The 24,029-nt window shown below is 43.0% G+C and carries 20 protein-coding genes; 12 read left to right on the top strand and 8 right to left on the bottom strand.

What is annotated here, in order from left to right; all coding sequences use genetic code 11:
• Positions 1-170: 170 nt before the first annotated feature.
• From ACWXWT_RS01490 to argE, 3 genes are all read right to left on the bottom strand, one after another.
• The gene (locus tag ACWXWT_RS01490) at positions 171-710 is read right to left on the bottom strand and encodes a DUF1439 domain-containing protein (RefSeq protein ID WP_456039854.1); all 540 of its coding nucleotides are present in this window, start codon (positions 708-710) and stop codon (positions 171-173) included.
• Positions 707-3,355: a phosphoenolpyruvate carboxylase gene (gene ppc, locus ACWXWT_RS01485; protein WP_456039853.1), complete on the bottom strand. Its 2,649-nt coding sequence runs from the start codon at positions 3,353-3,355 to the stop codon at positions 707-709. Before ppc ends, ACWXWT_RS01490 begins: the two co-directional genes overlap by 4 nt.
• Positions 3,356-3,509: 154 nt before the next feature.
• Positions 3,510-4,661, bottom strand: a complete 1,152-nt coding sequence (gene argE, locus ACWXWT_RS01480; RefSeq protein WP_456039852.1) for an acetylornithine deacetylase — start codon at positions 4,659-4,661, stop codon at positions 3,510-3,512.
• Positions 4,662-4,927: 266 nt separating this feature from the next.
• On the opposite strand from argE, the gene argC reads away from it, so the two are divergent.
• The 9 genes from argC to ACWXWT_RS01435 all read left to right on the top strand — a co-directional run bounded on the left by argC (position 4,928) and on the right by ACWXWT_RS01435 (position 15,217).
• Entirely contained in the window at positions 4,928-5,908 is a 981-nt protein-coding gene (argC, locus tag ACWXWT_RS01475; RefSeq protein WP_456039851.1) for an N-acetyl-gamma-glutamyl-phosphate reductase, read from the top strand.
• Positions 5,909-5,938: 30 nt separating this feature from the next.
• The gene (gene argB, locus ACWXWT_RS01470) at positions 5,939-6,718 is read left to right on the top strand and encodes an acetylglutamate kinase (RefSeq protein WP_456039850.1); all 780 of its coding nucleotides are present in this window, start codon (positions 5,939-5,941) and stop codon (positions 6,716-6,718) included.
• A 14-nt stretch (positions 6,719-6,732) separates the two neighbouring features.
• Positions 6,733-7,638: an ornithine carbamoyltransferase gene (locus ACWXWT_RS01465; protein WP_456039849.1), complete on the top strand. Its 906-nt coding sequence runs from the start codon at positions 6,733-6,735 to the stop codon at positions 7,636-7,638.
• A gap of 93 nt (positions 7,639-7,731) precedes the next feature.
• Positions 7,732-8,955, top strand: coding sequence for an argininosuccinate synthase (locus ACWXWT_RS01460; protein WP_456039848.1), 1,224 nt, complete (start codon positions 7,732-7,734; stop codon positions 8,953-8,955).
• Positions 8,956-9,108: 153 nt separating this feature from the next.
• Positions 9,109-10,473: an argininosuccinate lyase gene (argH, locus tag ACWXWT_RS01455; RefSeq protein WP_456039847.1), complete on the top strand. Its 1,365-nt coding sequence runs from the start codon at positions 9,109-9,111 to the stop codon at positions 10,471-10,473.
• A gap of 823 nt (positions 10,474-11,296) precedes the next feature.
• Positions 11,297-12,346: a hypothetical protein gene (locus ACWXWT_RS01450; RefSeq protein ID WP_456039846.1), complete on the top strand. Its 1,050-nt coding sequence runs from the start codon at positions 11,297-11,299 to the stop codon at positions 12,344-12,346.
• A gap of 6 nt (positions 12,347-12,352) precedes the next feature.
• The gene (locus ACWXWT_RS01445) at positions 12,353-13,408 is read left to right on the top strand and encodes a hypothetical protein (protein WP_456039845.1); all 1,056 of its coding nucleotides are present in this window, start codon (positions 12,353-12,355) and stop codon (positions 13,406-13,408) included.
• 277 nt (positions 13,409-13,685) lie between these two features.
• Positions 13,686-14,069, top strand: coding sequence for a DUF3302 domain-containing protein (locus ACWXWT_RS01440; RefSeq protein ID WP_456039844.1), 384 nt, complete (start codon positions 13,686-13,688; stop codon positions 14,067-14,069).
• Positions 14,070-14,071: 2 nt separating this feature from the next.
• A complete protein-coding gene (locus ACWXWT_RS01435; protein WP_456039843.1) occupies positions 14,072-15,217 on the top strand; it encodes an HlyD family secretion protein in 1,146 nt (381 codons plus the stop codon).
• A gap of 60 nt (positions 15,218-15,277) precedes the next feature.
• On the opposite strand, the gene ACWXWT_RS01430 is transcribed toward ACWXWT_RS01435, so the two are convergent.
• The 4 genes from ACWXWT_RS01430 to ACWXWT_RS01415 form a co-directional block, all read right to left on the bottom strand.
• Complete coding sequence (locus ACWXWT_RS01430; RefSeq protein ID WP_456039842.1) at positions 15,278-16,213, bottom strand: diguanylate cyclase; 936 nt, start codon at positions 16,211-16,213, stop codon at positions 15,278-15,280.
• Between the two features lie 233 nt (positions 16,214-16,446).
• Positions 16,447-18,750 carry a molybdopterin cofactor-binding domain-containing protein gene (locus tag ACWXWT_RS01425; protein ID WP_456039841.1) on the bottom strand — a complete coding sequence of 768 codons (2,304 nt, stop codon included), beginning with the start codon at positions 18,748-18,750 and terminating at the stop codon, positions 16,447-16,449.
• Complete coding sequence (locus ACWXWT_RS01420) at positions 18,734-19,213, bottom strand: (2Fe-2S)-binding protein (RefSeq protein WP_456039840.1); 480 nt, start codon at positions 19,211-19,213, stop codon at positions 18,734-18,736. Before ACWXWT_RS01420 ends, ACWXWT_RS01425 begins: the two co-directional genes overlap by 17 nt.
• 18 nt (positions 19,214-19,231) lie before the next feature.
• A complete protein-coding gene (locus ACWXWT_RS01415) occupies positions 19,232-20,530 on the bottom strand; it encodes a c-type cytochrome (protein WP_456039839.1) in 1,299 nt (432 codons plus the stop codon).
• 529 nt (positions 20,531-21,059) lie between these two features.
• Between ACWXWT_RS01415 and ACWXWT_RS01410 the strand changes: the two genes are divergently transcribed.
• The 3 genes from ACWXWT_RS01410 to ACWXWT_RS01400 are packed head-to-tail and all read left to right on the top strand — an operon-like array spanning position 21,060 to position 23,242.
• Positions 21,060-21,377: a hypothetical protein gene (locus ACWXWT_RS01410; RefSeq protein WP_456039838.1), complete on the top strand. Its 318-nt coding sequence runs from the start codon at positions 21,060-21,062 to the stop codon at positions 21,375-21,377.
• A 2-nt stretch (positions 21,378-21,379) separates the two neighbouring features.
• Complete coding sequence (locus ACWXWT_RS01405; RefSeq protein ID WP_456039837.1) at positions 21,380-21,637, top strand: hypothetical protein; 258 nt, start codon at positions 21,380-21,382, stop codon at positions 21,635-21,637.
• A gap of 15 nt (positions 21,638-21,652) precedes the next feature.
• Positions 21,653-23,242: a PepSY-associated TM helix domain-containing protein gene (locus tag ACWXWT_RS01400; protein ID WP_456039836.1), complete on the top strand. Its 1,590-nt coding sequence runs from the start codon at positions 21,653-21,655 to the stop codon at positions 23,240-23,242.
• Between the two features lie 76 nt (positions 23,243-23,318).
• On the opposite strand, the gene ACWXWT_RS01395 is transcribed toward ACWXWT_RS01400, so the two are convergent.
• Positions 23,319-24,014 (bottom strand): pirin family protein, encoded by a 696-nt coding sequence (locus ACWXWT_RS01395; RefSeq protein WP_456039835.1) that lies wholly within the window; start codon positions 24,012-24,014, stop codon positions 23,319-23,321.
• Positions 24,015-24,029 lie beyond the last annotated feature (15 nt).

Here is a 24,029-nt window from a genome sequence, read left to right as displayed (position 1 = left end):
TCAAAGTCCTTTATGCTTCGTTAGATGCTTTCAAAATAGAATCACTATTCGCTTCAATCATCTGCCTTGCCTACAGCACTTTGAACTCCCGCTGAAAGATCACATATTTAATAGGATTGGTATTAATAAAAAAGCACCCTAAAGTGCTTTTTATTACTTAGATAATAACGCTAAAACTTAACCACCAGTTTACCCTGTTGTACGGCAATTTCTTTGGTCATTTTAGCCATTAGCGCTTGACTGCTGTCGCGAGTGTCTAAGGTATACACAGGCTGGTTTTCTAAGTAATTACGTAAAAAGACCATTAGCTGTGGTGTTGCTTGGCTGATGTAACGTTCAATATCAGCGGGTTCTGACTCAACCTTGACTAAGTTTAACTGACGAAGATAAACACTTTTGGTATTACTGTCGTACCAAGGCACGGCCTCAAATGTGGTTTTTAGCTTAGCGTGTATCGGGAGTAACGGGTTATTAACGGTAATCACAGTCGCTGCTGTCACCGCCATTGTATTTGGCTTGGCGCCCAATACTACCTGCATGTCATTTAGTTTAAGTGAGACACCAATTAGCCTGTTGCCTTGTTTTACCTCAAAATGCATATCTCTATTGAGGTACTGCTCTATGTCGGACTCGGTAATACTGTACTGACTGGCACAGCCAGTCAGTAACAATAACAATCCGAGCCCAAAGCTTTTAGCCATGGTCATCATCCTGTGTTTCTCATTCCAGCTGCAACGCCAGCAATAGTTAGCATTAGCGCTAATTGAACATCTGCAGACGGTTCAACTTCTCGACGTGTACGGGCTAATAACTCGGTTTGTAAGAAGTTAAGAGGGTCTATGTAAGGGTTGCGCAGTTTAACTGACTCACGGCTCCAAGGTGTATGCGACATTAACTCAGTTGCTTGAGTTAATGATAATACCGCTTCAATACCCAATTGTAGACGTTGACGTAATTTCTCACCTAAATGATGTAGTTCAGGCTTCACTAAACATAGCTCGTAGTACTTGGCTAAGTTCGGTTCTGCTTTGGTGTAAACCATTTCTAACATTGAAATGCGGGTTTCAAAGAACGGCCATTGTTCTTCCATTTCGCGCAATAGTTCCAGCTCGCCACGATCAGCTGCATCTTGTAGTGCTTCACCTGCACCAAGCCAAGCGGGTAACATCAAGCGGTTTTGTGACCAAGCAAAAATCCACGGAATAGCACGTAAACTTTCAATGCCTCCATCGACTTTACGTTTAGCTGGACGACTACCGAGTGGTAATTTACCAAGTTCAACTTCTGGTGTGGCAGCTCTAAAATAAGCAACAAAGTCAGGCTCTTCGCGAACAATACCACGATAATGCTGAACTGATTCTTCTGCAATACGTTGCATGCAATCACGCCATGCTTTTTTAGGTTCAGGAGGCGGCAATAATGTTGCTTCCATTACTGCTGAGGTATAGAGGGCTAAACTTTGGACTGCCAATTTTGGTAAGCCAAACTTGAAGCGGATCATTTCACCTTGTTCTGTAACGCGAATACGCCCATCTACCGAACCTGGTGGTTGCGACAAAATGGCTTTATGTGCGGGCCCGCCTCCACGGCCGATAGAGCCGCCACGGCCATGGAATAACATCAATTTCACGTCGGCTTTTTTGCACACCGCAACTAGCTGCTCTTGTGCGTGATACTGCGCCCAGGCCGCTGCCATTACGCCGGCATCTTTTGCTGAATCAGAATAACCGATCATCACTTCTTGCATGCCTTTTGTGTAACCCCGATACCAATCAATGTTCAGTAGCGAGGTCATACAAGCCGCTGCACCTTCTAAGTCAGCTAGGGTTTCAAATAACGGTACAACCCGCATTGGGTTGGTACAACCGGCTTCTTTTAACAGTAATAATACGGTTAGTACATCCGATGGCTTACTGGCCATAGAAATGACATACGATCCCAACGCATTAGCTGGCTGTTGGGCGACTAAATTGCAGGTTCTTACGACTTCGACTACATCATCACTTGGCTGCCAATGTGTCGGAATAAGGGGGCGTTTGTTGGTTAATTCTCGCAGTAAAAAAGCTTGTTTTTCATTTTCGTCCCAATGATTGTAATCGCCCATGCCTAAATAACGGGTTAGTTCCGCTATTACGTCACTGTGACGAGATGCATCTTGACGAATATCGAGGCGTAACATGTGAATACCAAAACAGGCTAAACGACGTAAAATATCGAGCAACAGGCCATTTGCTATGAGCTTCATGCCACAATCGGTCAAACTGCTATAAAGTAGTTCAAGCGGTTCAAGCAAATCAGATTTATGCCAAATGAGTTCGCTAGTATCTACGTCAGGCCTTTTACCTTCAAGGCGGGCATTGAGATAATCAATGGTGTTGCGCAGTTTACAACGTAGTTGGCGTAATACATCGCGGTACGGTTCTTTACTATTATCCGTTAATGTTGATAATTCAGTATTAGCTTGCTCCATCGATAATTCGCCAAGCAAAGTCACGATGTCTTTTAAATACAGTCTTGCTGCGGCATGACGATTACGATCGAGAACCTCTTGAGTGACGATAGAGGTTACAAATGGATTACCGTCGCGGTCTCCACCCATCCAGCTTGAAAATCTTACCGGAGAAACATTAATTGGCAGTTGCTGGCCAGTTTTTTGCTCAACTTGATCATTCAGTTGGCGTAAAAAATCAGGAATAGCCTGCCACAAAGAGGTTTCGATTGTGCTTAATCCCCAGCGAGCTTCGTCAACAGGGGTTGGTCGTTCACTGCGGATTTCGTTGGTGTGCCAAATTTGCGCAATGAGCTGACGAAGACGCAGAGTGCTTTGTTTACGTTCGCGGTCAGTTAGTTGAGAGTTCTCTTGCTCGGTTAAACAATCTACAACGGCTGCGTATTTTTGAATTAACGTGCGACGGGAAATTTCAGTGGGATGTGCTGTTAATACTAAATCAATGTCTAAATTCTTTAAGCACTTAATGACATCTTTTTTATCTAAATCAGTATTAAGCATTCGTCCAAGTAGTTGCTCTACCGGATCGGGTACGCACACTAACTCGTCGCAATTACGGCTAATGGTATGAAATTGTTCTGCGATGTTCGCTAAGTTTAAAAATTGGTTGAAGGCTTTAGCAAAAGGAACCAGTTCTTCGTCGGGTAAGGAGGTTAATAACGCTAACATTTGCTCTCGAGATGCTTCGTCTCCTTGGCGAGATTTTTTCGCTAAAATACGAATTTGTTCTACTTTCTCTAAAAATGCATCGCCTAAATGGTTTTGCATGGTTTCGCCTAATATCTGGCCTAAATGCCCCACATTTGATCGAAGTGACGCATACATATCTGCCGTTTGCTCTGTCATACTTACTCCCGAAAAAAAGAACGATTTTGCCAATATCTCTTACATCACAATACCCAGCGTATCAAAATCGGTCAATACCGGGCCCATGGTTTTGTAATTTTATTCCGTAAAAATGTTACATTTTTTTTGTTTAACGCCTCACTAGATATCGTTATTACTTAATACAAGTGTGGTAAATCATTTTTTTGATTAACTCCACTGTCGGTGTTAAGTATTCTAAGCCAATAAATTCGTCTGGTTGGTGTGCTTGGTTAATGCTACCAGGACCTAACACCAAGGTTTGGCAACCCAGTTTATTAATGTATGGCGCCTCTGTGGCATAATTGACGACTTCCGCTTCGTTGCCAGACAACTCAGCGACTAACTTAGTCCACGGATTATCTGCCTTTCCTGCAAATGATTCTGCGCCCGGGTACAAAGTACTGACATTAATACTGCCAGGATACTCTTTACTAATGTCAGATAAATAGTTTAATACCATTAGTTCGAGTTCTGCTAACTCCATTCCAGGTAAAGGACGAATATCTAAGTGTAAATCGCAGCAGCCACAAATACGGTTTGCTGCATCACCACCGTGAATATGACCAAAGTTCATGGTAGGGTAAGGCACTGTAAATGCATCTTCGCGGAAGTTTTCGCTTAAATGCTGTTTCAGTTTCATCAATTGGCTAATGACTTTATGCATCACTTCAATGGCATTTAGGCCGCGGGCAGGATCTGATGAATGGCCACTACGACCAATAACACGGATCCCTTGGGCTAAATGGCCCTTGTGCATGTAGACCGGTTTTAAGCTGGTGGGTTCGCCAATGACGGCATAATCTGGTGCGACAGCCTTAGAATCGGCAAATGCTTTAGCGCCATTCATGGTCGTTTCTTCATCTGCACTAGCAAAAATAGTCAGTGGACGTTTAAATTGATCAAGCGGCATGTCTTTTAATGCTTCTAATACCAACGCAAAAAAACCTTTCATGTCGCACGTACCTAATCCATACCAGCGGTTATCTTTTTCAATCATCTCAAATGGACTTTGACTCCAACGGCCTTCATCAAAGGGAACCGTGTCGGTATGACCGGCTAGTAGAAGCCCGCCATTACCCTTGCCAATTCTGGCTATCAGATTCTGTTTATTACGCGAATCGGCAACTGTGGGCGTTTCACACTCAAATCCCAATTCACTGAACCAGTTTTGCAACAAGTTGATAACTGCATGATTACTCATATCGTGTTCAGCTTCGATTGCACTGACTGATGGTGTTGCAATCAGCTGTGTAAAACAACTTTTTAGATCTGGTAGTGTGTTCATGGGTTATCCTAAAAAATAATATGTAAAATAATTATTCACATATATTGCATAATTAATATTTCGTGGTAGTCTAGCAAACAGCATCAACCGACACCATAAATAGAACGTGAGAAATGAAAATAAACATGTGTTTTTTTACTGTTAAAACCACTATATCAATAATCAACGCGAACTTCCTACGACGATAGTTCAAAATTAGACGACTCTCGTCTAAATAGGCTATGCTGACACTTTCTCTCAATCATTATCAAAAAGAAACCAAACTTATGAAAAGCATCGCAATTATTGGCGCTAGTGGTTATACCGGCGCACAAATTACCTCGTTGATTAATGCCGACAGTAACTTCAGTGTACAAGGGTTGTATGTGTCGGAAAATAGTTTAGATAAAGGCCGTAAGTTAGCAGATTTATATCCTGCTTATAGTCATATGGCTTATACGCTATCGCCGTTATCGGATGAAGCAAAAAAGCAGATTGTTGCCGAAGCCGATGCAGTGATTTTAGCGACTGAGCATTCAGTAAGCTTAGAGCTTGCTGCATGGTTTTATCAACAAGGGCTAGCGGTGTTTGATTTAAGCGGAGCTTATCGTTTTGCCGATGTCGCTCAGTACCCTAAATGGTATGGTTTTGAACATACTCATCCTGAAGTGCTAGCTGAAGCGGTATATGGATTAGCAGAATGGAATCGCGAAAAAATTACACAAACCAGAATGATTGCCGTAGCAGGTTGCTACCCAACGGCGTCTTTATTGGCATTAAAACCACTTAAGCCGTTTTTAACTTCTATGTATCCTGTGATCAATGCCGTTAGTGGTGTGACAGGTGCGGGACGTAAAGCACAATTACACACTAATTTTTGCGAAGTCAGCCTAACACCATACGGTGTATTAGGTCACAGACATCAACCTGAAATTGCGACTCATTTGGGTCAAGAAGTCATTTTTACGCCGCATTTAGGCAATTTTAAGCGTGGCATTTTGGCGACTATTACCGTGCAGCTAAAACCGGGTACTACCGAAGCTGACGTAGAAAAAGCCTATAGCGTATATGACAACGAACCAATCGTGACGGTTAAACATAATATGTTCCCTAAAGTTGATGATGTGGTGCACACACCTAATTGTCATATAGGTTGGAAATATGATGCTAATAGTGGTTATTTAGTGGTCGCCAGTGCGATTGATAATTTAATGAAAGGTGCTGCTAGCCAAGGGCTGCAGTGCATGAAAATCCATTTCGGTGTGTAATCGAGTTGCATTAGCAAAGGAATAACAATAATGGCTACAAAATCAGTATTAGTGTTAAAAGTCGGTGGTGCATTGCTTCAATGTGAAATGGGTATGGCGCGTTTGATGACCGCTGCAGCAGAAATGCTTGCTGCGGGTCAACAAGTGATTTTAGTACATGGTGGTGGTTGTTTGGTTGACGAACAATTAACGGCTAATGGCAAAGAAACGGTTAAATTAGACGGTTTACGTGTTACGCCAGAAGATCAAATTCCTATTATTGTGGGTGCATTAGCGGGTACCTCGAACAAAATTCTACAAGCCGCGGCAGCCAAAGCTGGCATTATTAGTGTGGGCATGAGTTTAGGCGATGGCAACACGGTAACGGCAAAAATTAAAGATGAGCGTTTGGGGCTGGTGGGCGAAGTTGAACCAAAAGATGCGACCTACTTGAATTTTATTCTTAGTCAAGGTTGGATGCCAATTTGCAGTTCGATTGCGATTTCTAGTCAAGGTGAAATGTTAAACGTTAACGCAGACCAAGCCGCAACAGCATTAGCCAAATTAGTTAACGGTACGCTAGTGCTGTTATCCGATGTGTCGGGTGTGCTAGATGGTAAAGGCCAGTTAATTAGTAGCTTAAACAAAAGTGAAATTGAATACTTAGTCGCCCAAGGGGTGATAGAAAAAGGCATGAAAGTTAAAGTGGAAGCCGCTTTAGAAGTTGCTCAATGGATGGGGAAACCTGTGCAAGTTGCTTCATGGCGCGATGCCGAACAGTTAAAAACCTTAGTTAAAGGTGGGTCTGTCGGGACTCAAATACAACCTTAATGGAGTAGTAGAATATGCAGCACCTATTGTCGATAAAAGAGTTAACTCAATCTCAGCTTTTAGCCATTATTGATCTGGCTAAAAAAATTAAGAATAACCCCGCTGAGTACCGTCGTGCCTTAGATGGAAAAAGCGTTGTGATGCTATTTGAAAAGCCATCACTGCGCACCCGAGTCAGCTTTGACATTGGCATTAATAAATTAGGTGGTCACTGCTTATACTTAGACCAACAAAATGGTGCATTGGGACAACGTGAAACGGTTGCTGATTTTGCGACAAACATTTCATGTTGGGCCGATGCCATTGTTGCCAGAACATATTCACACACAACCATCGAAAAATTAGCTCAACATGGCAGCGTACCGGTCATTAATGCTTTATCTGACTTGTATCATCCATGCCAAGCGTTAGCTGACTTTTTAACACTATCAGAGCAGTTTGATGATGTCAGCAAAGCCAAATTAGCTTATGTTGGAGATGGTAATAATGTCACACATTCATTAATTTATGGTGCTGCGATTTTAGGCATGACTATGACAGTGATTTGCCCAGAAGGCGCATTCCCTGATGCACTTATCGTGACTGAAGCACAAGCATTAGCACAAAAAAATGGCGGAAAGTTAATCCTAAGTGCTGACATTAATGCCATAGAGGGTCATGATGCAATTTACACTGATACATGGATTTCCATGGGTGATGAAACACCGCTTGCCGATATTAAAGCCCGTTTTGCACCGTACCAAGTTAATAGCGATCTAATGGCTCAAGCTGGCGCTAAATTCTTTATGCATTGTTTACCAGCACATCGTGGTGTAGAAGTGACTGATGAAGTGATGGATGGCGAAGGCTCATTGATTTTACATCAAGCTGAAAATCGTATGCATGCGCAAAATGCAGTATTAGTGACCTTATTAAGTTAGTCACCTTATTTAAGTTATTCAAAAGATTAAGACAATAGTGCCGTTGGCGTTATTAACATTGACCATATACGTAATTGATTCTAGGAAATAAACATGTCTAATGCAGTGAAAAAAACCGGCGTTAAAAAAGTGGTATTGGCATATTCGGGTGGTTTAGACACCTCAGCTATTATCCCGTGGCTAAAAGAAACCTATGACAACTGCGAAATCGTCGCATTTTGTGCCGATGTAGGCCAGGGCGAAGAAGAGTTAGTTGGTTTAACGGAAAAAGCCTTAGCTTCAGGTGCTTCTGAGTGCCATATCGTTGACCTAAAAGAAGAGTTCGTTGCCGACTATATCTATCCAACTATCGCAACAGGTGCTATTTACGAAGGTACATACTTGCTCGGTACATCAATGGCGCGTCCTATTATTGCTAAAGCGCAAGTAGAAGTGGCCCGTAAAGTCGGCGCCGACGCGGTATGTCATGGTTGTACCGGTAAAGGTAACGACCAAGTTCGTTTTGAAGGTTGTTTTGCTGCATTAGCGCCAGACCTAAAAGTGATTGCGCCTTGGCGTGAATGGGAAATGCGTAGTCGTGAAGACTTACTCGATTACCTTGCTGAGCGTAATATTAAAACCAGCGCATCAGCGACCAAAATATACAGCCGTGATGCCAATGCATGGCACATTTCGCACGAAGGTGGCGAGTTAGAAGATCCATGGAACGAGCCATCAAAAGGCGTGTGGACACTAACAGTTGCACCTGAAGATGCACCAAACGAGCCAGAATATGTCTCGTTAGCGATTAAAAATGGCCGTGTGACTCATGTTAATGACGAAGCATTATCACCTTATGCAGCACTCATGAAGCTAAACGACATTGCAGGCAAACACGGTGTAGGTCGTATCGACATTACAGAAAACCGTTTAGTGGGCATGAAGTCTCGTGGTTGTTATGAAACACCCGGCGGCACCGTAATGTTTGCAGGTCTGCGTGCCATTGAAGAATTGGTACTCGATAAAACCAGCCGTACTTGGCGTGAGCAAATTGCTGGCCAAATGTCGCACCTAGTATACGACGGTCGTTGGTTTACACCTTTATGTAAATCACTTATTGCAGCGTCAGAGTCATTAGCTGAATCAGTTAATGGTGACGTAGTGATTAAGCTGTATAAAGGCCAAGCGACAGCCGTTAAAAAGCGTTCGCCAAATAGCTTGTATTCAGAATCGTTTGCAACGTTTGGCGAAGATGATGTATACGATCAAAAACATGCTGAAGGCTTTATCCGTTTGTATTCTTTAGCGAGTCGTATTCGCGCGCTAAATACTAAATAGATTTTACGCCAACGATAAAAGGCGCTGCAAAGCGCCTTTCTTCTAATGACTTTTTGACAAACAGAGAGTCATTAGAAGAAAGAGAATTTGACTTACTGCTATATTATTAAACACCCAGTTCTTAAAACAGTTTTCAACACAGAGGATACCGACATGGCGTTATGGGGCGGAAGATTTCAGGGCGAAACCAGTGCACTTTTCAAGTTATTTAATGACTCACTGCCAGTGGATTATCGCTTATTTGAACAAGATGTTGTCGGTTCTATCGCATGGGCAGACGCCATTGCTAGCGTCGGTATTATTACTGCCAAAGAATGTACTGATCTAAAAGCAGCATTAAACGAATTGCTGGTGGAAGTAGGTAACGATCCTCAAGCTATTATTAGCAACGGCGCAGAAGATATTCACAGCTTTGTTGAACAAAAGCTGATTGCCAAAGTGGGCGATTTAGGTAAAAAACTCCACACGGGCCGTTCACGTAATGACCAAGTCGCGACAGATTTAAAACTGTGGTGCAAAAAAGAAGGTGCAGCATTACTCGCTCGTTTAGGTACATTGCATGCTGAGTTAGTTGCTCTTGCTGAGCGTGAAGTCGATGCAGTTATGCCGGGTTACACCCATTTACAGCGTGCACAGCCGGTTACTTTTGGTCACTGGGCGTTAGCTTATGTGGAAATGTATGAGCGTGACATTAGCCGTCTGCAAGATGCATTAAGCCGTGCCGATTCATGTCCGTTAGGTTCAGGCGCATTGGCGGGCACAGCATATCCAATTGATCGCCATGCATTAGCGTCAGCGTTAAACTTTGCTCGACCAACCTTAAACAGTTTAGACAGTGTGTCAGACCGTGACCACGTGGTTGAATTATGCAGCGCAGCGTCAATCAGCATGATGCATTTAAGCCGTATGGCCGAAGACTTAATCTTCTTCAACTCTGGCGAAGCTAACTTTATCTCATTAGCCGATGAGGTCACTTCTGGCTCATCTTTAATGCCACAAAAGAAAAACCCCGATGCGTTAGAGCTTATTCGGGGCAAAACCGGCCGTGTTTATGGCAGCTTAATGGGGATTTTAACCACCATGAAAGCCTTGCCATTGGCTTATAATAAAGACATGCAAGAAGATAAAGAAGGCTTATTTGACGTGGTCGACAGCTGGGCTATTTGTTTAGATATGGCAGCATTAGTATTGTCGGGCTTAAAAGTAAATCGTCCACAAGCCTTGGTAGCCGCTCAACAAGGTTATGCTAACGCAACCGAATTAGCTGATTATCTTGTCGCTAAAGGCATGCCGTTCCGTGAAGCGCACCATGTGGTGGGCGAAGTGGTGGTATTTGCCATTGACCAGCAAAAGCCAATTGAAGACTTAACCGTGGCTGAGCTACAGAAATTTGCCAACGTGATTAGCGATGATGTGTATCCAAACCTTACGATTGAAGCGTGTTTAGAAAAACGTGATGTATTAGGTGGCACCGCTATCAATCAAGTGCAAGCGGTTATCGCGGCTAAAAAATCTTAATTATCCTTAGCTTGGGTTAGGGTCTGTTGATCTTTGCTGGTTAAATTTTGTTCGAGTTAAAAACGTTTTTATCGAGGCGAATGGATTGATGCCTAGTCATCTAAGCAAAATTCATTCAACAAAGAGTAAAACGTTTTTGGCCGAACCCTTCGGGCAGCGTTTGTGGGTCATTTTTACGGCGTTATCGACTTTTTATGTAGAATAACTACACCACAAAGTCTCTGCCTTGTACAAATGACCAACAATTCGCTGCAAAACCAACCTTGAAAGATCAACAGCCCCTAATATATGAGATAATAATTGACGTTAAGTACATATTTGTACAATTAAGCGTAAAATGAATGCCTATAAAAGCCCTGTCGATATTAGTCGATGGGGCTTTTGTGTTTAATCACTCAGACCGATTATGCATAGCGTTTATGTTATTAGTGTTAATAGCCTCTAAGGTTGCCGCATGATTTTTCTGAATGTCATCTCAAATACTTTCGTCATATATTATTGTGTAAAGGCTGTTTAAATAAATTTTTATTCAATTTTGGAGTAAAAGCTTAAAACATACGTGTTAATTCCTACTTTTCGGCTTATACCCGCATAAGTGACTGGCTGTAAACATATCCCATGTTCCTTATCTCAGACCGCCTCTCTTGATTCAAACACCAAGGCTATTTGTGGCATGTAAAGCCGAGTTTTCAAGGGTTGCATTGTTTTTTTTCTGCTCTATCTTGAGGTTGGTGTTGTAACAAAAAAACAATATGAGTAACAAATAATAAACATTCTTTGCGGTAGCGTTATGCCACCGCAGATAAAATAAGAGGGCAACCCAATGACAAAATCGATACTTTTACTGTTGGCTGGCTTACTAACTGGCGCGGCTCAAGCCGCTGTTGGTGGCTATCCAGTGGTGTTAGTACATGGCTTTCAGCCGGATAATTTACAAAGTAAGCCGACAGGAACACAGGTAAGTGACAATGGTTCAGAGTACTGGGCGCAATATTGGCGTGACCGGGCAGACGAGCGGATTGATTGGCCGTCGCAAGAACGCATTGCTAATAAGATAACCAGCCAGTATGTGTGGCCCAAATTGCAACAGCTGTCGCGTGATGGTATGTGTGCTAATGGGTGTGTATTTGTTAGTCACTCAACAGGGGATTTAGTCACCCGTTACATCATTGATAATCAAGCACTATGGTTGCAAAATGCAGGACTACAGCCGTTAAATATTGTGGCAACTTTTGACTATGCTGGTGCAGGCGGTGGTGTTGAATTGGCTGATTTAGCGGTGAATGTCGCCAGTGGTTCAGGTTTAATAAATGCAACATTAAAACTGGCTGTGTCGTTATGGTTAGGTGAACTGCCGTCGGCATCTAATATTGGGGTGTTGAATGACTTACGTGTTAATAGCGCACGCCAATTGGCTGCGTTTCCTGACAGCCGAGTTCCTCGTTTACGTTTTACGGGTGCCGGATCTGACTTTCTTGGTGTGACAGGGGCATTTTTACCCGGAGAAGATGATGGTGTTGTTGCAAGCCATTCTAGTTGTGGGGCAGCGACCGTAGGCAGTTACAACAGCTGTTCACGCAATGTGGCGTTTGATGGCAAGCTCACCTCATCAAATGGCCCGAGTAGATTCATGCCATATCATTACCCAATGTTGATGAGTGAAGGCTATAGCCATAGTGACACTATTTTAAATAGCGCTAGAGATGAAGTAACGTCTGCCAGTAGTCGTGCCAGTTATCTCAATGGCGATAATTTGCAATTTACGACTTATGATGAGAAGCGTGGCTGGTGGATATTTAGTTCACGTTATAGAGTGGTTAGTCATTCGGACAAAACCAGTATGTCAGCACTTGTGTATCAAGCAGCTAACTAAGCGTATATGAAATATAAAAAAATTATTATAACGACAATCCTACTTGCAACGGCAGTAGGGTTTTGGGTTTACACTTATGAGTCGGCACTTGAGCCGACTCAAGGTGTGGCTGTAATCGAGCAAGATGATACTGCGCCGGCCAAGCCTAATGTGGTAACACGCAGGCAAGCTAAAACGATGACCGAGGTTGAAAAGCTGCCACAATCGATCAGTGACAGTTTTCAGTTCATGGCAGAGGCTTATGCTAGCGAACTTGAGTTGCCGTCTTACTCAATGCCATTATCGGTTAATGATATGCACTTACTTAACCCAAATGCTTATATTCCTCAACCGGTGCAGCTTCAAGATGGAGCCAATGCCAGTATTGTGTTGCCCAAGTATCGTTTTAGTTTCCCTGAACCTGTGGTCATTAATCTTGAGGTTAATGGCTTAGTTGTTACTGGGGCAAGTGCAGCGCTACGCAGTGAACTTGCTGGTGGGTCTGATGCATTAATTAGCGGAGCCATGCTAGGTGATAATGGCAAATGGACTATAAAACTCAATGCTGAAGAGGATTGGAATGGTCCAATGGAGGTCAGTGTTACCTTTAGTGCTAAGGGTAAAAAACAAACCTTAAAAACAGGCATAGAATATAGCCACCCTACGGCAACCATAACCGGAGTCGGGGATATACGTGCAGCAGGCAGTGATATGTTAATCCCGGTTAAATTGGACGTTGAGCAAGCCGGTTATTATCGGTTACGTGCCAATCTATATACAGCCGATAAGCAGCCGATTGCATTGTTAACTGGTTCCGACAAGCTGACGGAAGGCTCTGTAGTACTCGATCTTAAAGCCTATAAAGGAGTATTAGCACAATATAACGGTCCTTATATTTTAAGTACATTTGTATTAGAGCGCCGCCCAGCAATACCTGGTGAGTTAACACAGTATGGGCACAGTGAAGCGCCTGCCTACGAGTTAGGTGACTTTGCTGTAGAGTCGTTATCTGATGAGCTATGGCAACCCGATGAACAAGAAATGCAGCGACTTGAGTTTTTGCAAGAAATGGCAGGAGACTAGAGTTTAACCATTGTTGCTTACATTATCTAAAGCCCGAGTTAGCCAGTAACGCGGGCTTTTTTATGCGTGAATAACTTCAAAATAGCTATGTTTACAGCATTAATTCGTGCAAATTAAGTAATAGAGGTAATGACTATAAATAGACAATCCGCTTAGTTTCTTAATTGTTTCAACAGTTTCAATGTGTTTTTTGTAATCAGTTCTATACTGAAATTGGTTTCACTATTTATTTAAGACAATGCACTTTGATAGCGATAATTCGAAATTTGGAGGAGATATGTTTTTAGATTATTTTGCGTTAGGGATTATATTTTTTGTAGTGATATTTATTTTTTACGGAATTATTGCGATTCATGATATCCCTTACGAAATCGCTAAGAAACGCAATCATCCACAGCAAGATGCGTTGCATATTGCTGGCTGGGTAAGCTTGTTTACGTTGCATGCTATTTGGCCATTTTTATGGATTTGGGCCACGTTATACCGCGAAGATAGAGGTTGGGGTTTTAGTGATTCGAGAAAGCGAGAATTAATACTCGAAGGTGAAGTTAAAGAGCTAATGAATGACGTCGCATTGTTAACGGATCGTTTATCGCTATTAGAGCAAGGTTCTGTCGTCACCGCTCTTCCCGTTTCAGATGAACACTCACAAGAGGTATAGACATGGACTTACTACTCATACTGACTTATACCGCATTTTGTATAGCAGTTTTTAAAGTATTTAAAATTCCGTTAACCAAATGGACTGTGCCTACGGCCATTCTTGGCGGAATTGTATTAATTGGTACTTTATTAATTTTAATGAATTATAACCATCCCTATTCGAGATTTGCTCGCGAGTATTTTGTCACCATTCCAATTGTGCCCGCAGTTAAAGGATTGGTGATAGAAGTCAATGTTAAGCCGAACACACCAGTGAAAGAAGGTGAGGTGTTATTTAAAATTGACCCTACACCGTACCTTTCAATAGTTCAGCAAAAACAAGCTGCTCTAAAAGAAGCAGAGCTGCAAGTACCACAACTGGAAGCTGCTTTTCAAATAGCTGCTGCTAAAGTTGAACAAGCAACAGCAGATAAAGATCGTACAGAGTCAGCTTACCGCCGCTATGAAGACGGTCGCAAAAAAGCAGGGCGTAATTCACCGTTTACTGAGCTTGAGCTCGACAACCGTCGTCAGTTATATATAGCTTCATCTGCGCAACTTGATGCAGCCTTAGCTGAGGGGCTGCGGACTCGCTTAGCATATGAGTCAAATATCGATGGCGTCAATACGAAAGTAGCAGGTCTACAAGCTGAACTCACCAAGGCCGAATATGACTTACAGCAAACAGTCGTTAGAGCACCTGCGGATGGTGTCGTGACTCAATTAGCGCTGCGAAAAGGTGCTATGGCTGTGCCTTTCCCTTTACGCCCAGCACTGACGTTTATTCCTGATGAGACAAGATATTTTGCTGGCGCTTTTTGGCAAAACTCCTTATTACGCCTTAAAGAAGGTGATGAAGCTGAAGTGATAATTGACGCTATGCCTGGGCAAGTGTTTAAAGGTAAAGTTGCCAAAATACTCCCCGCAATGGCAGAAGGTGAGATCCAATTTAGTGGTAATTTACAGTCATCAAATAAGTTGTTTCAACGAGGACGAGTGTTGGTGTTGATTGAGCTCGAAGATGATGTGATCAGACAATCGTTACCTGCTGGTGTTGCAGGACAAGTAGCAATTTATACCGATCATTTTAGCCATGTCGCGGTAATGCGAAAAGTATTGTTAAGAATGCAAGGTTGGTTAAATTATTTGTTTGCTGAAGGACATTAGCTTTGGTGTCTGAGGGCATGCGTAGCGGATTGTCATAGTTAAGTCGTAGTGAGAGGGTTATTAATCTTGAGCTAGTTGTACTTGGTTACGTCCGCCACGCTTAGCGCAATACATGGCTTTATCCGCTCGGCTAAAAAGGTCTTTTATTTCGTTGTCTCTGGCTGTTAATGAGCTCACACCAATAGACACTGTAACGTTAATATTTTTATTTGTTTGTGTAGTATTAAATGAGTATTTGGCGATATGATCTCGAATACGCTCGGCAATGATCATTGCCCCTTCACTGTCGGTCATTGGTAAGATAATGGTAAATTCTTCACCGCCGATTCTGGATAATGAATCCGATTGCCGCAGTAAGTCATTGCATATTTGAGCAAACTGTTTGAGTATGCTATCTCCGCCATCATGGCCAAAATTATCATTAATCACTTTAAAGTAATCGATGTCGATAACCAACAAGGATAACGGTTGATCAAACCTAATGGCTCGAGCGCATTCTTGTTTTGCCAGTTGGTTATAGGATCGTCGATTGTGTACACCTGTTAATTGATCGGTATTAACTAAATTTTCAATTTGTTGATGGGCTTGTTCGAGCGATGTTTGTGCTTGTTTTAGGTTGGTGATATCTGCTCCCATAATGATGGTGTAACCACTGTCTAAGTTAATCCGAGTCATTTTAAACCAGCGACCGTCTGATAGGTCTGTTTCATATTGGTTGAGGGCTTTTTCTGAATGGAGTTTATGTAGATTTTCAAGCCATTGCTCAAAATTGTTGGTATTAATGATAACACCCTGCTTTGTTTTCCAAGCATGACGTAATAAATCGCCTGATTTTTTACCTATAGCATTCTCAGCGGTAGTGCCAAAGATGCTGGCGAAATGCTGATTACAGTAGATAACTTCTTTATTATGGTTGAGCACACCGAAACAATTTGGAGTGAGTGTTAATGCCTCTAAGAGGATAGGCTCTAAACTGACTGGCGGGCTTTTTTGCATGAAATACTCAAAAGAATGAAGTGAACTACTAAATATTATAAATGAAAAGATAGTTTTTTGTTAATCGGTTGCAAATAAGTTTGACGTAGAGAGTTAATTTAAATCAATTAACCCTCTACGATATCTAACTTGGTAGGTAGTAATAACATTATTTTTAACTGTTATTAATACCTTTTGCAGGCATAAAAAAGCCCAGTCATTATCACTAAGACTGAGCTGTTAATGAAGATTAATTATGCGTTAGTTAATGCGCTTTTTAGCTCGCTAGGTTTCATCGGGATTTTACGTAACCGCACACCCACAGCTTGATAGATTGCGTTAGCAATCGCTGGAGCAACAGGGGTTACTGCCGGTTCACCTAAGCCCGATGGTGGCATTTTACTTGGGATAAATTCGATGATAACTTCCGGTGTCTGACCTAAGCGCAGCGGAGTGTAAGTATCGAAGTTTGAGTCTTTATACTGACCATTAAGCAGTTCTGTTCCTTCGTACAACGCCATAGATAATCCCCATAATGCAGCACCCTGACATTGGGCTTCTGCGCCGTTTGGATCAACAATAATGCCGGCATCAATGGCGATAACCAATTTCTGCACATTCACAATACCGTTGCTTTTATCCACATGCACTTGTACTGCGCACGATACCCATGTTGGCATATCACGTTCTTGGCCAAACGTTGATGCAATTCCAAGCCCTGTATCTTTAGCTTGTGGCGTGCCCCAACCAATCATCTCGGCAGCTTTTTTCAATACTGCGGCTTGGCGTGCAGCGCCACCTTCGGCAACGGGTGTGCTACCAGCATTTCGACCTTCGGCAATTAACATGTCGAGACGGAACTGCAATGGATCTTTACCAGCATGATGCGCAGCTTCATCCATAAAGCTTTCAACAGCCCAACCTGTCCAACCCGGTCCAACTGAACGTAACCAACCCGGTCTGAATGTTGCAATCGCAAGATCATTCGACACAGCACGCACTTTTTGAGCGCCTACCGTGTACCAATGGTCTGCTCCTGCAATCGAGAACGGATCATACGGTTCGCCATTAGTGCCTTTAGGCATAAACCCTGGCGCTAATACTTGAGTTGGCCAACCTGCTGTGGCGTGATGTTCCATTGCGGTAACCGCTTTTTTATCATCAAATGCCATTTTTAACTGTTGAACAGATGCAGAACGCGCACTGTCAAATAGCATGTCTTGTGGACGTATCATCACCATTTTAACGGGTTTTCCGCCTAATGCTTTAGAGGTCAACGCAGCTGGAATGGTGTAATCGCCGTTAAGTCGGCGGCCAAAACCACCCCCTAACATGTAGGTGCGAATAACAATGTTGGCTTCATCTTCACCTAATGCCGCAGCTAATACGGGGAGAGTAAGTGATTGCCACTGACAACCTGAATGCACTTCCCATTCGCCATCAGGGTTTTTAAATACCAAAGCATTAAGCGGTTCCATTTGTGCATGGAGTACCGTACTGGTGATATATTCTTCTGCAATGGTACTATTCGCACTCGCAAATGCTGGCCCAGTGTCAACATTGCCAGTGTCTAAAATACTGCCTTTGGTTTGATCGCCGAGTAATTGCTTTCCATGAGCAATAATGTCTGCTTCAGACACGTTTGCCGTTTTACCTGCATCCCATGTCACTTTAACGAGCTTCGAGGCTTTTTGCGCCGCAGTAAAGCTGCTGGCGATAACCATTAACCAACCTGGCACACTGCCACTGGCATCATCTAATACGATAGTTTGTTGATAACCCTTTATTGTTTTGGCAGCTGAGTCATCAAACTTAACCACTTTAGAGCCATAACGTGTCGGCGGTAAAATAGGGTTGGCGTACACCATGCCATCAACTTTGGCGTCGATACCAAATATGGTTTTACCGTTGGTTTTGTTGGCGATATCAAGTGAGGTTACCTGGTGGCCAACAAGTTTAAGATCGGCATTAGGCTTTAATGGCAACGTTTTCAGTTCTTCTTTAGTAAACTGACGGGTTAGGCCTAGGGTAACTAGTTCACCGTAAGATAACTCGCCTTTACTTGAGACAATTTTACCATGACTGGCTGTACAATCTTTTGCTGCGATACCCCATTTTTTAGCGGCTGCTTCAATTAACGCTGTACGACCAGCAGCACCAGCTTGACGGTACACTGGCCAGCTTTGAGAAACTGACCAGCTACCACCGGTAACCATGTAACCCCAGCGAGGATCACTGTCGACATGGATTATTTCGACATCATCCCATGAGGCTTCAAGCTCATCAGCAAGAATTCGCGCAATAGCTGTACCAACATGTTGGCCCATTTCTGAGCGCATGATGTTAACTTTAATTTTGCCAGCAGTATCAATTGAGTACCATAAAGAAGGTTCGTAAATGTCGCCTTCACTAGGGAGTACTTTACCGTCTGGGCTGGCAGGATCCATCGCTGCCATCAAGTGGCGAGGAAAACCAAAGCTGACACCTACCGCTGTCATCGCAATTAAAAAACCGCGGCGGGTTATACCAGCCGATCCACGTTTAGGCAGTCTGCTCATCGTTGCTCTCCTTAATTGCGTTTGCGGCTTCATGAATGGCACCACGAATACGAACGTAGGTCATACAACGACATAAGTTTCCGCCCATCACGGCATCAATGTCTTTGTCTGAAGGTTCAGGAATGTCTTTTAGTAGCGCTGCAGCTTGCATAATTTGACCCGACTGGCAGTAACCACATTGTGGCACCTGCAGTTTTTGCCAAGACACTTGTAATGGATGATCGCCCTTTTCAGAAAGCCCTTCAATTGTAGTGATTTCGGCTCCTTCAACTGACGATACTGGCGTAATACATGAACGGGTAGCACGCCCGCCAACATGAACGGTACAAGCTCCACAAGTACCAATACCGCAACCAAATTTGGTGCCGGTCATGTTGAGTTCGTCACGAATTACCCACAGTAGAGGGGTATCACTCTCTACATCGGCAGTCATCGGTTTGCCGTTTAAAATAAATTTTGCCATTGTCACTTCTCCAGTGAATTAGTGCTCAAATCGGGGTTGATTGCGGATCTCGCCCACTTGTTGTTGTAATTTCGGCCAGGTGTTTTCCCCAGCGGCTTGACGCAAATAAGCTGCTATAGCAGTAATGTCTTCATCACTAAGTGCATCACGGAATCCTGGCATTACCACGCCGCTGATGCCTTGATCGCTGCGTACACCATCCAGTATTACGTTAATCAGGTTAGTTGGCTCATCAAGATGAGTCGCTGAACCGATAGTAATTAATGGCCGGCCTTTAACTAACTGGTCGCTGCTGTAGTGGCACGCTTGACAAGCGGTGGCATATAAACGAGCACCTTCATCAATCCGTTGATCTGGCTGTTGATGCTGTGCCGTTATCGCAGCTTGTAAAGTGCTACTTGAGTCAGGCTCATTGGTATTATTGGTGCGGGCAAGGCTGGCAAAATAATCACTAATAGCACGCAGGTCGCTTTCTGGTAGAGCTGATAACCCTTTGTGCATAACCGGCGCCATTGGGCCTGCTGCACTGCCATGATATGGAGAGTTACCCGTGGTGAGGTATTCGTAAAAGTCTTGCGCTCTCCATGGAATTGGCGATGTGCTAGTAGAGGTTAACGATGGTGCAATCCAACCATCAATGGCTGCACCTTGGTACATTTGTGCGTATTTTTCTCCCCCCAACGCATTACGTGGGGTATGGCATGCACCACAGTGAGCAATACCTTCCGCTAAGTAAGCACCGCGATTCCATTCGGCAGATTGTTTGTTGTTGACCTCAAAAGCTTGGGTGTCAGCAAACAGCAGTTTCCAACCTGCTTGAAACCAGCGGATGTTGAGCGGAAATGGAATACCGTTTTCTTTTTTGACTTGTTTAACCGCTGGAACAGACGTCATGATGTAAGCGTAAATTGCGTTAATGTCATCATCGGTCATTTTATTAAAGTGTTCAAAAGGGAACGCTGGTAATAAATGGTGTCCATCGCGGCTCACGCCCGTTCGCATAGCGCGAGCAAAAGCAGCTTGCGACCAGCTACCAATACCTGTTTCAACATCAGGGGTGATATTACTTGAGTAAATGGTGCCAAAGTCAGTGTGCATTTCATAGTTACCAGCATAAGCCGTACCGCCTGGCGGAGTATGGCAAGTACTACAATAACCTGCTGCAGCGAGGATTCTTCCGTTTTCGATAACCTGTGGGGAATAGTTTGTTTGAGTGGGTACGACGGGATCAATTGCAGGGTGCCAAGCGTATACACTGAATACACCAAGTCCAACAATTGCTGCACCACATACGCCATAAACGATGCGTTTTAGCATATTACATTGCCTTTTTTAAAATAAAAAAATGATATAGAGAAGGGAATATCTCATCTCACATTCCCTGTTCGACTTTGTATTATTATTTTGATTGGTCAAATATTCATCCTAAGCAAGGGCGAGCCCTTTGTCCAGCAATGATATTAACCCATTCTTTCACGCCTTAATGTCACATAATACATTAACACTGTGACGAGTGACACGCGGATTATAAAAAAATACCTTTTAGTTAGCTTGCTGTTAAGTAAAGGTTTTTAAGGTTGATTTTATGTTGCAGTAAACCCAGCCGTCTAGGGATGCAGCATCCATTCCGGACATATAGGCACTTATGGTGAATGACTGTCTGTGGCAATTATATGAATGCTAACCGTAATAGTTACATCGAAAGGAGTGCCTACACAGTTGATAGGTCACAAATTGGATATTATTTCTAAGCTTGATTCATAATCCGCTTGTATTCAGTAACCACATTCGGGATAATTAATGCAAATCATTATCATTTGCGTTAATTAGCTCGGGAATGTATCAGATGGAACTTATCAGTGTATCTTCATTATGGCTTGGATGTTTGTTTGCTTATTTGGCATCAGACAAACAGCAGCTTGTTAGTTTGCCTTTTCCTAAATTATTGGCTTGGAGTTTATGTGGTATCGCAGTGCTATTTGCTGTGTGGGGGTTTAGCCACACGTATAATGTATTAGTTGCCAGTTTAATGGTGCTAATTTGTATGATGACCATGTGGATATTACTGGTGCTGGTGGCGTCGCATTATAAAGGTCGCAGTATTTGGGTGAGCTCGTTTGGCTTTGCGTTGTTTGTCAGCATTATGCTTGTTGGTGTTAAATAATCATGTGGCCCAAGTCGTTCGCTGCATTTTTATGGGGGTTATTACTGGCAATCAGTTTAATGCTTATCGTTTTTCGAGTATTACCAGCAGCTGTAGATGTAAAACTATTTGTTGGGCTTATGCTGGGTTTTTGTGTGTGGGTTGGGGTAATGACATTTTGTTATAGCCGTAATAGCACCAAAGCAGCTAGCGCAGTATGTGCCAAATGGCTTTTGGCCAGCGGCCTTGTCAATGCGTTGTTATTTTTCTCTCAAACTTAAGTCATGCATACCTTAATGAAATCTAATTCTCCCGTACAGCACAAAGTCATTAAAAATCTTATTGAAGCCCACAGTTGGCTTGGGTTAATCATTTCACCTTTATTGTTTTTGGTATTTTGGGCTGGTGCGGTGACCTTGTTTCACGATGAAGTGGCACAATGGGCCATTACACCGCATCATCCTGTCGATAACGCGAAAGTAGATATTCCGTTAGCGAAGCTTGTTGAGAAAAAATTGGCTGAATATCCCGTAGATCAAACAGGTCGTTTTCGGATTAATATGCCGACAGATATCGTGCCGTATTACATTTTTTACTTCGATGTGGTTGGCGACAACCCTAAATCGGAGCGCCAAACGATGGCAATATTGGTTGATCCCAAAAGTGGTGAGACTGTTGCTGGCAAAGACGATTTTTACTTATCGCAATTTATTTACCGTCTGCATTATAACCTTGATCTACCTGGTGGCAGTTACCTGATTGGGGTCGTGACCCTGATTTTTCTGTTTGCACTCGTTTCAGGTATTTTTATCCACGCGCGTAAATTATTGAAACATTTTTTTCTGTATCGCGTTGATAAACAGCGCCGAGATAAATTACTCGATTTACATACAGTGGTTGGCGTGATGACACTGCCGTTTACCTTGATGTATGCATTAAGTGGATTAATTCTTAACTTGGCCATTGTGTTCCAGCTGGCCTTTGTGGTGTTTATTTATCAAGGGGATCGACAAGCATTGTTTAATGATGCCGGTTTTAATCGTACTACTGAACCTCGAAGTGAAACGCCACTGGATATGAATAATGCGTTCAATTTAATTGAGCAAACAAAACAGCAAGCCAATTTTGAACTACGTAATGTGATTTTTCATCATTACGGCGCAGATAACGCACTAGTGCAAGTACGTGGAACTGACACTGTTAATTTTGCTCAACGTGACGAAGTGACCTATCGGGTGCAAGATGGCACTGCGATGAATAAAGTTGATGCCGATAATTATAATGTTTTTCGAAAGGGGAGAGATGTACTGGTTTCCTTGCATTTTAGTAATTTCGCCGGCTTAGATATCCGTATCTTATACTTTATTTTAGCAATGGCGATCAGTGCTATGATTGTTACGGGCAATATGTTGTGGCTGGATAAGCGTAGTACGCAGCGACAGTCATCTCCACGCAGTATTGCCATTGTGACCGCGATGACAATTGGCGGTTGTGGTGGGATTATTGTGGCGACAGCAGTTGGATTTTTGTGTGAGCGATTATTGCCTGCAACCATATCAGGGCGAAGTGAATGGCTAGTGGGGTGTTTTGTGGCGTCACTACTGGCCGTTATGTTATACAGTTTAAGAGTAACTGATATTAAGCGTCATATTAGCAAGTTACTGTTACTCACCAGTGGTATATTGGTCATCACGATTGTGGCAGATTGGTTGTTGTTTTCTAAACAAATAATAGCATTATGGCAAAATGGATATCATGGTGTTATTGGAGTACAAATTGGGATGATATTAGTGACGTTTGTGTGCTTATGGACTACTAATAAGCTAGGATTATCTCGTCACTCACAACCTACGGTGGCGGTAAATGTCACTTCTGTCAATGGATAACCGATTGCGACAAAATTGACAAATAAGGCCTGCGAAGGGGGGAACTCTTCCAGGCCTTAATTTTGATTAAATGGATTTAGGGTAAATCAAATATCAATGCTGTTGACTGAGTGTCCGATGAATTAACCAAGGTCACCTGAGCCATATCTGTGAGTTTAGCGCCATCACCTATTGTTAACTGCTTGTCTTCCATGTTTAGCTCGCCAGCCACCTGATGAATATACACTTTACGATCAGTTGCAATCTGGTAGGTTATTTCAGATTTAGGCGCCAAAATCAATTGCGACAAAATCGCATTTTGCTTGATTTGTAAGGTGCCGTTTTCACCCGTTGGCGTTGCAATCGTGGTTAACCCCGCTGCTTGACCAAAGTTTTTTTGTTGGTATCCAGGTGTGTTACCTAAGGTATTTGGTTGGATCCAAATTTGTAAAAATTTCAGTGGTTCTGTCGCGGAAGCATTGTACTCACTGTGAGTAATACCACTGCCAGCAGACATTAATTGAAACTCACCAGCAGGCAAAACTTCGACATTGCCTTCACTGTCTTTATGGGCAATAGAACCTTTAAGTACGTAGCTGATAATTTCCATGTCACGGTGGCCGTGAGTGGCAAATCCGGCACCGGGAGTGACGCTGTCGTCATTGATGACTCGCAGTGCTGAAAAGCCCATTTGCTCAGGATCATAGTAGCTACCAAATGAAAAACTGTGTTTGCTGTCCAACCAGCCAAAGTTGGCTTTTCCGCGCTCGTTTGCATGACGTAAGCTGATCATAATGTTGCTCCTATG

This window comes from Shewanella sp. A22 (assembly GCF_053850585.1).
Note: the sequence above shows the minus strand (reverse complement) of the source record. Positions and strands in the feature narration are given on the sequence as shown.

What these genes read in the sequence shown, in the direction of transcription:
- ACWXWT_RS01490 (WP_456039854.1), bottom strand. Translation starts at nt 710, where the DNA reads ATGATGACCATGGCTAAAAGCTTTGGGCTCGGATTGTTATTGTTACTG.
- ppc (WP_456039853.1), bottom strand. Translation starts at nt 3,355, where the DNA reads ATGACAGAGCAAACGGCAGATATGTATGCGTCACTTCGATCAAATGTG.
- argC (WP_456039851.1), top strand. Translation starts at nt 4,928, where the DNA reads ATGAAAAGCATCGCAATTATTGGCGCTAGTGGTTATACCGGCGCACAA.
- ACWXWT_RS01410 (WP_456039838.1), top strand. Translation starts at nt 21,060, where the DNA reads ATGGAACTTATCAGTGTATCTTCATTATGGCTTGGATGTTTGTTTGCT.
- ACWXWT_RS01420 (WP_456039840.1), bottom strand. Translation starts at nt 19,213, where the DNA reads ATGGCAAAATTTATTTTAAACGGCAAACCGATGACTGCCGATGTAGAG.
- ACWXWT_RS01435 (WP_456039843.1), top strand. Translation starts at nt 14,072, where the DNA reads ATGGACTTACTACTCATACTGACTTATACCGCATTTTGTATAGCAGTT.
- ACWXWT_RS01450 (WP_456039846.1), top strand. Translation starts at nt 11,297, where the DNA reads ATGACAAAATCGATACTTTTACTGTTGGCTGGCTTACTAACTGGCGCG.
- ACWXWT_RS01405 (WP_456039837.1), top strand. Translation starts at nt 21,380, where the DNA reads ATGTGGCCCAAGTCGTTCGCTGCATTTTTATGGGGGTTATTACTGGCA.
- ACWXWT_RS01400 (WP_456039836.1), top strand. Translation starts at nt 21,653, where the DNA reads ATGAAATCTAATTCTCCCGTACAGCACAAAGTCATTAAAAATCTTATT.
- ACWXWT_RS01430 (WP_456039842.1), bottom strand. Translation starts at nt 16,213, where the DNA reads ATGCAAAAAAGCCCGCCAGTCAGTTTAGAGCCTATCCTCTTAGAGGCA.
- ACWXWT_RS01395 (WP_456039835.1), bottom strand. Translation starts at nt 24,014, where the DNA reads ATGATCAGCTTACGTCATGCAAACGAGCGCGGAAAAGCCAACTTTGGC.
- ACWXWT_RS01440 (WP_456039844.1), top strand. Translation starts at nt 13,686, where the DNA reads ATGTTTTTAGATTATTTTGCGTTAGGGATTATATTTTTTGTAGTGATA.
- ACWXWT_RS01425 (WP_456039841.1), bottom strand. Translation starts at nt 18,750, where the DNA reads ATGAGCAGACTGCCTAAACGTGGATCGGCTGGTATAACCCGCCGCGGT.
- argB (WP_456039850.1), top strand. Translation starts at nt 5,939, where the DNA reads ATGGCTACAAAATCAGTATTAGTGTTAAAAGTCGGTGGTGCATTGCTT.
- argE (WP_456039852.1), bottom strand. Translation starts at nt 4,661, where the DNA reads ATGAACACACTACCAGATCTAAAAAGTTGTTTTACACAGCTGATTGCA.
- ACWXWT_RS01415 (WP_456039839.1), bottom strand. Translation starts at nt 20,530, where the DNA reads ATGCTAAAACGCATCGTTTATGGCGTATGTGGTGCAGCAATTGTTGGA.
- ACWXWT_RS01465 (WP_456039849.1), top strand. Translation starts at nt 6,733, where the DNA reads ATGCAGCACCTATTGTCGATAAAAGAGTTAACTCAATCTCAGCTTTTA.
- argH (WP_456039847.1), top strand. Translation starts at nt 9,109, where the DNA reads ATGGCGTTATGGGGCGGAAGATTTCAGGGCGAAACCAGTGCACTTTTC.
- ACWXWT_RS01460 (WP_456039848.1), top strand. Translation starts at nt 7,732, where the DNA reads ATGTCTAATGCAGTGAAAAAAACCGGCGTTAAAAAAGTGGTATTGGCA.
- ACWXWT_RS01445 (WP_456039845.1), top strand. Translation starts at nt 12,353, where the DNA reads ATGAAATATAAAAAAATTATTATAACGACAATCCTACTTGCAACGGCA.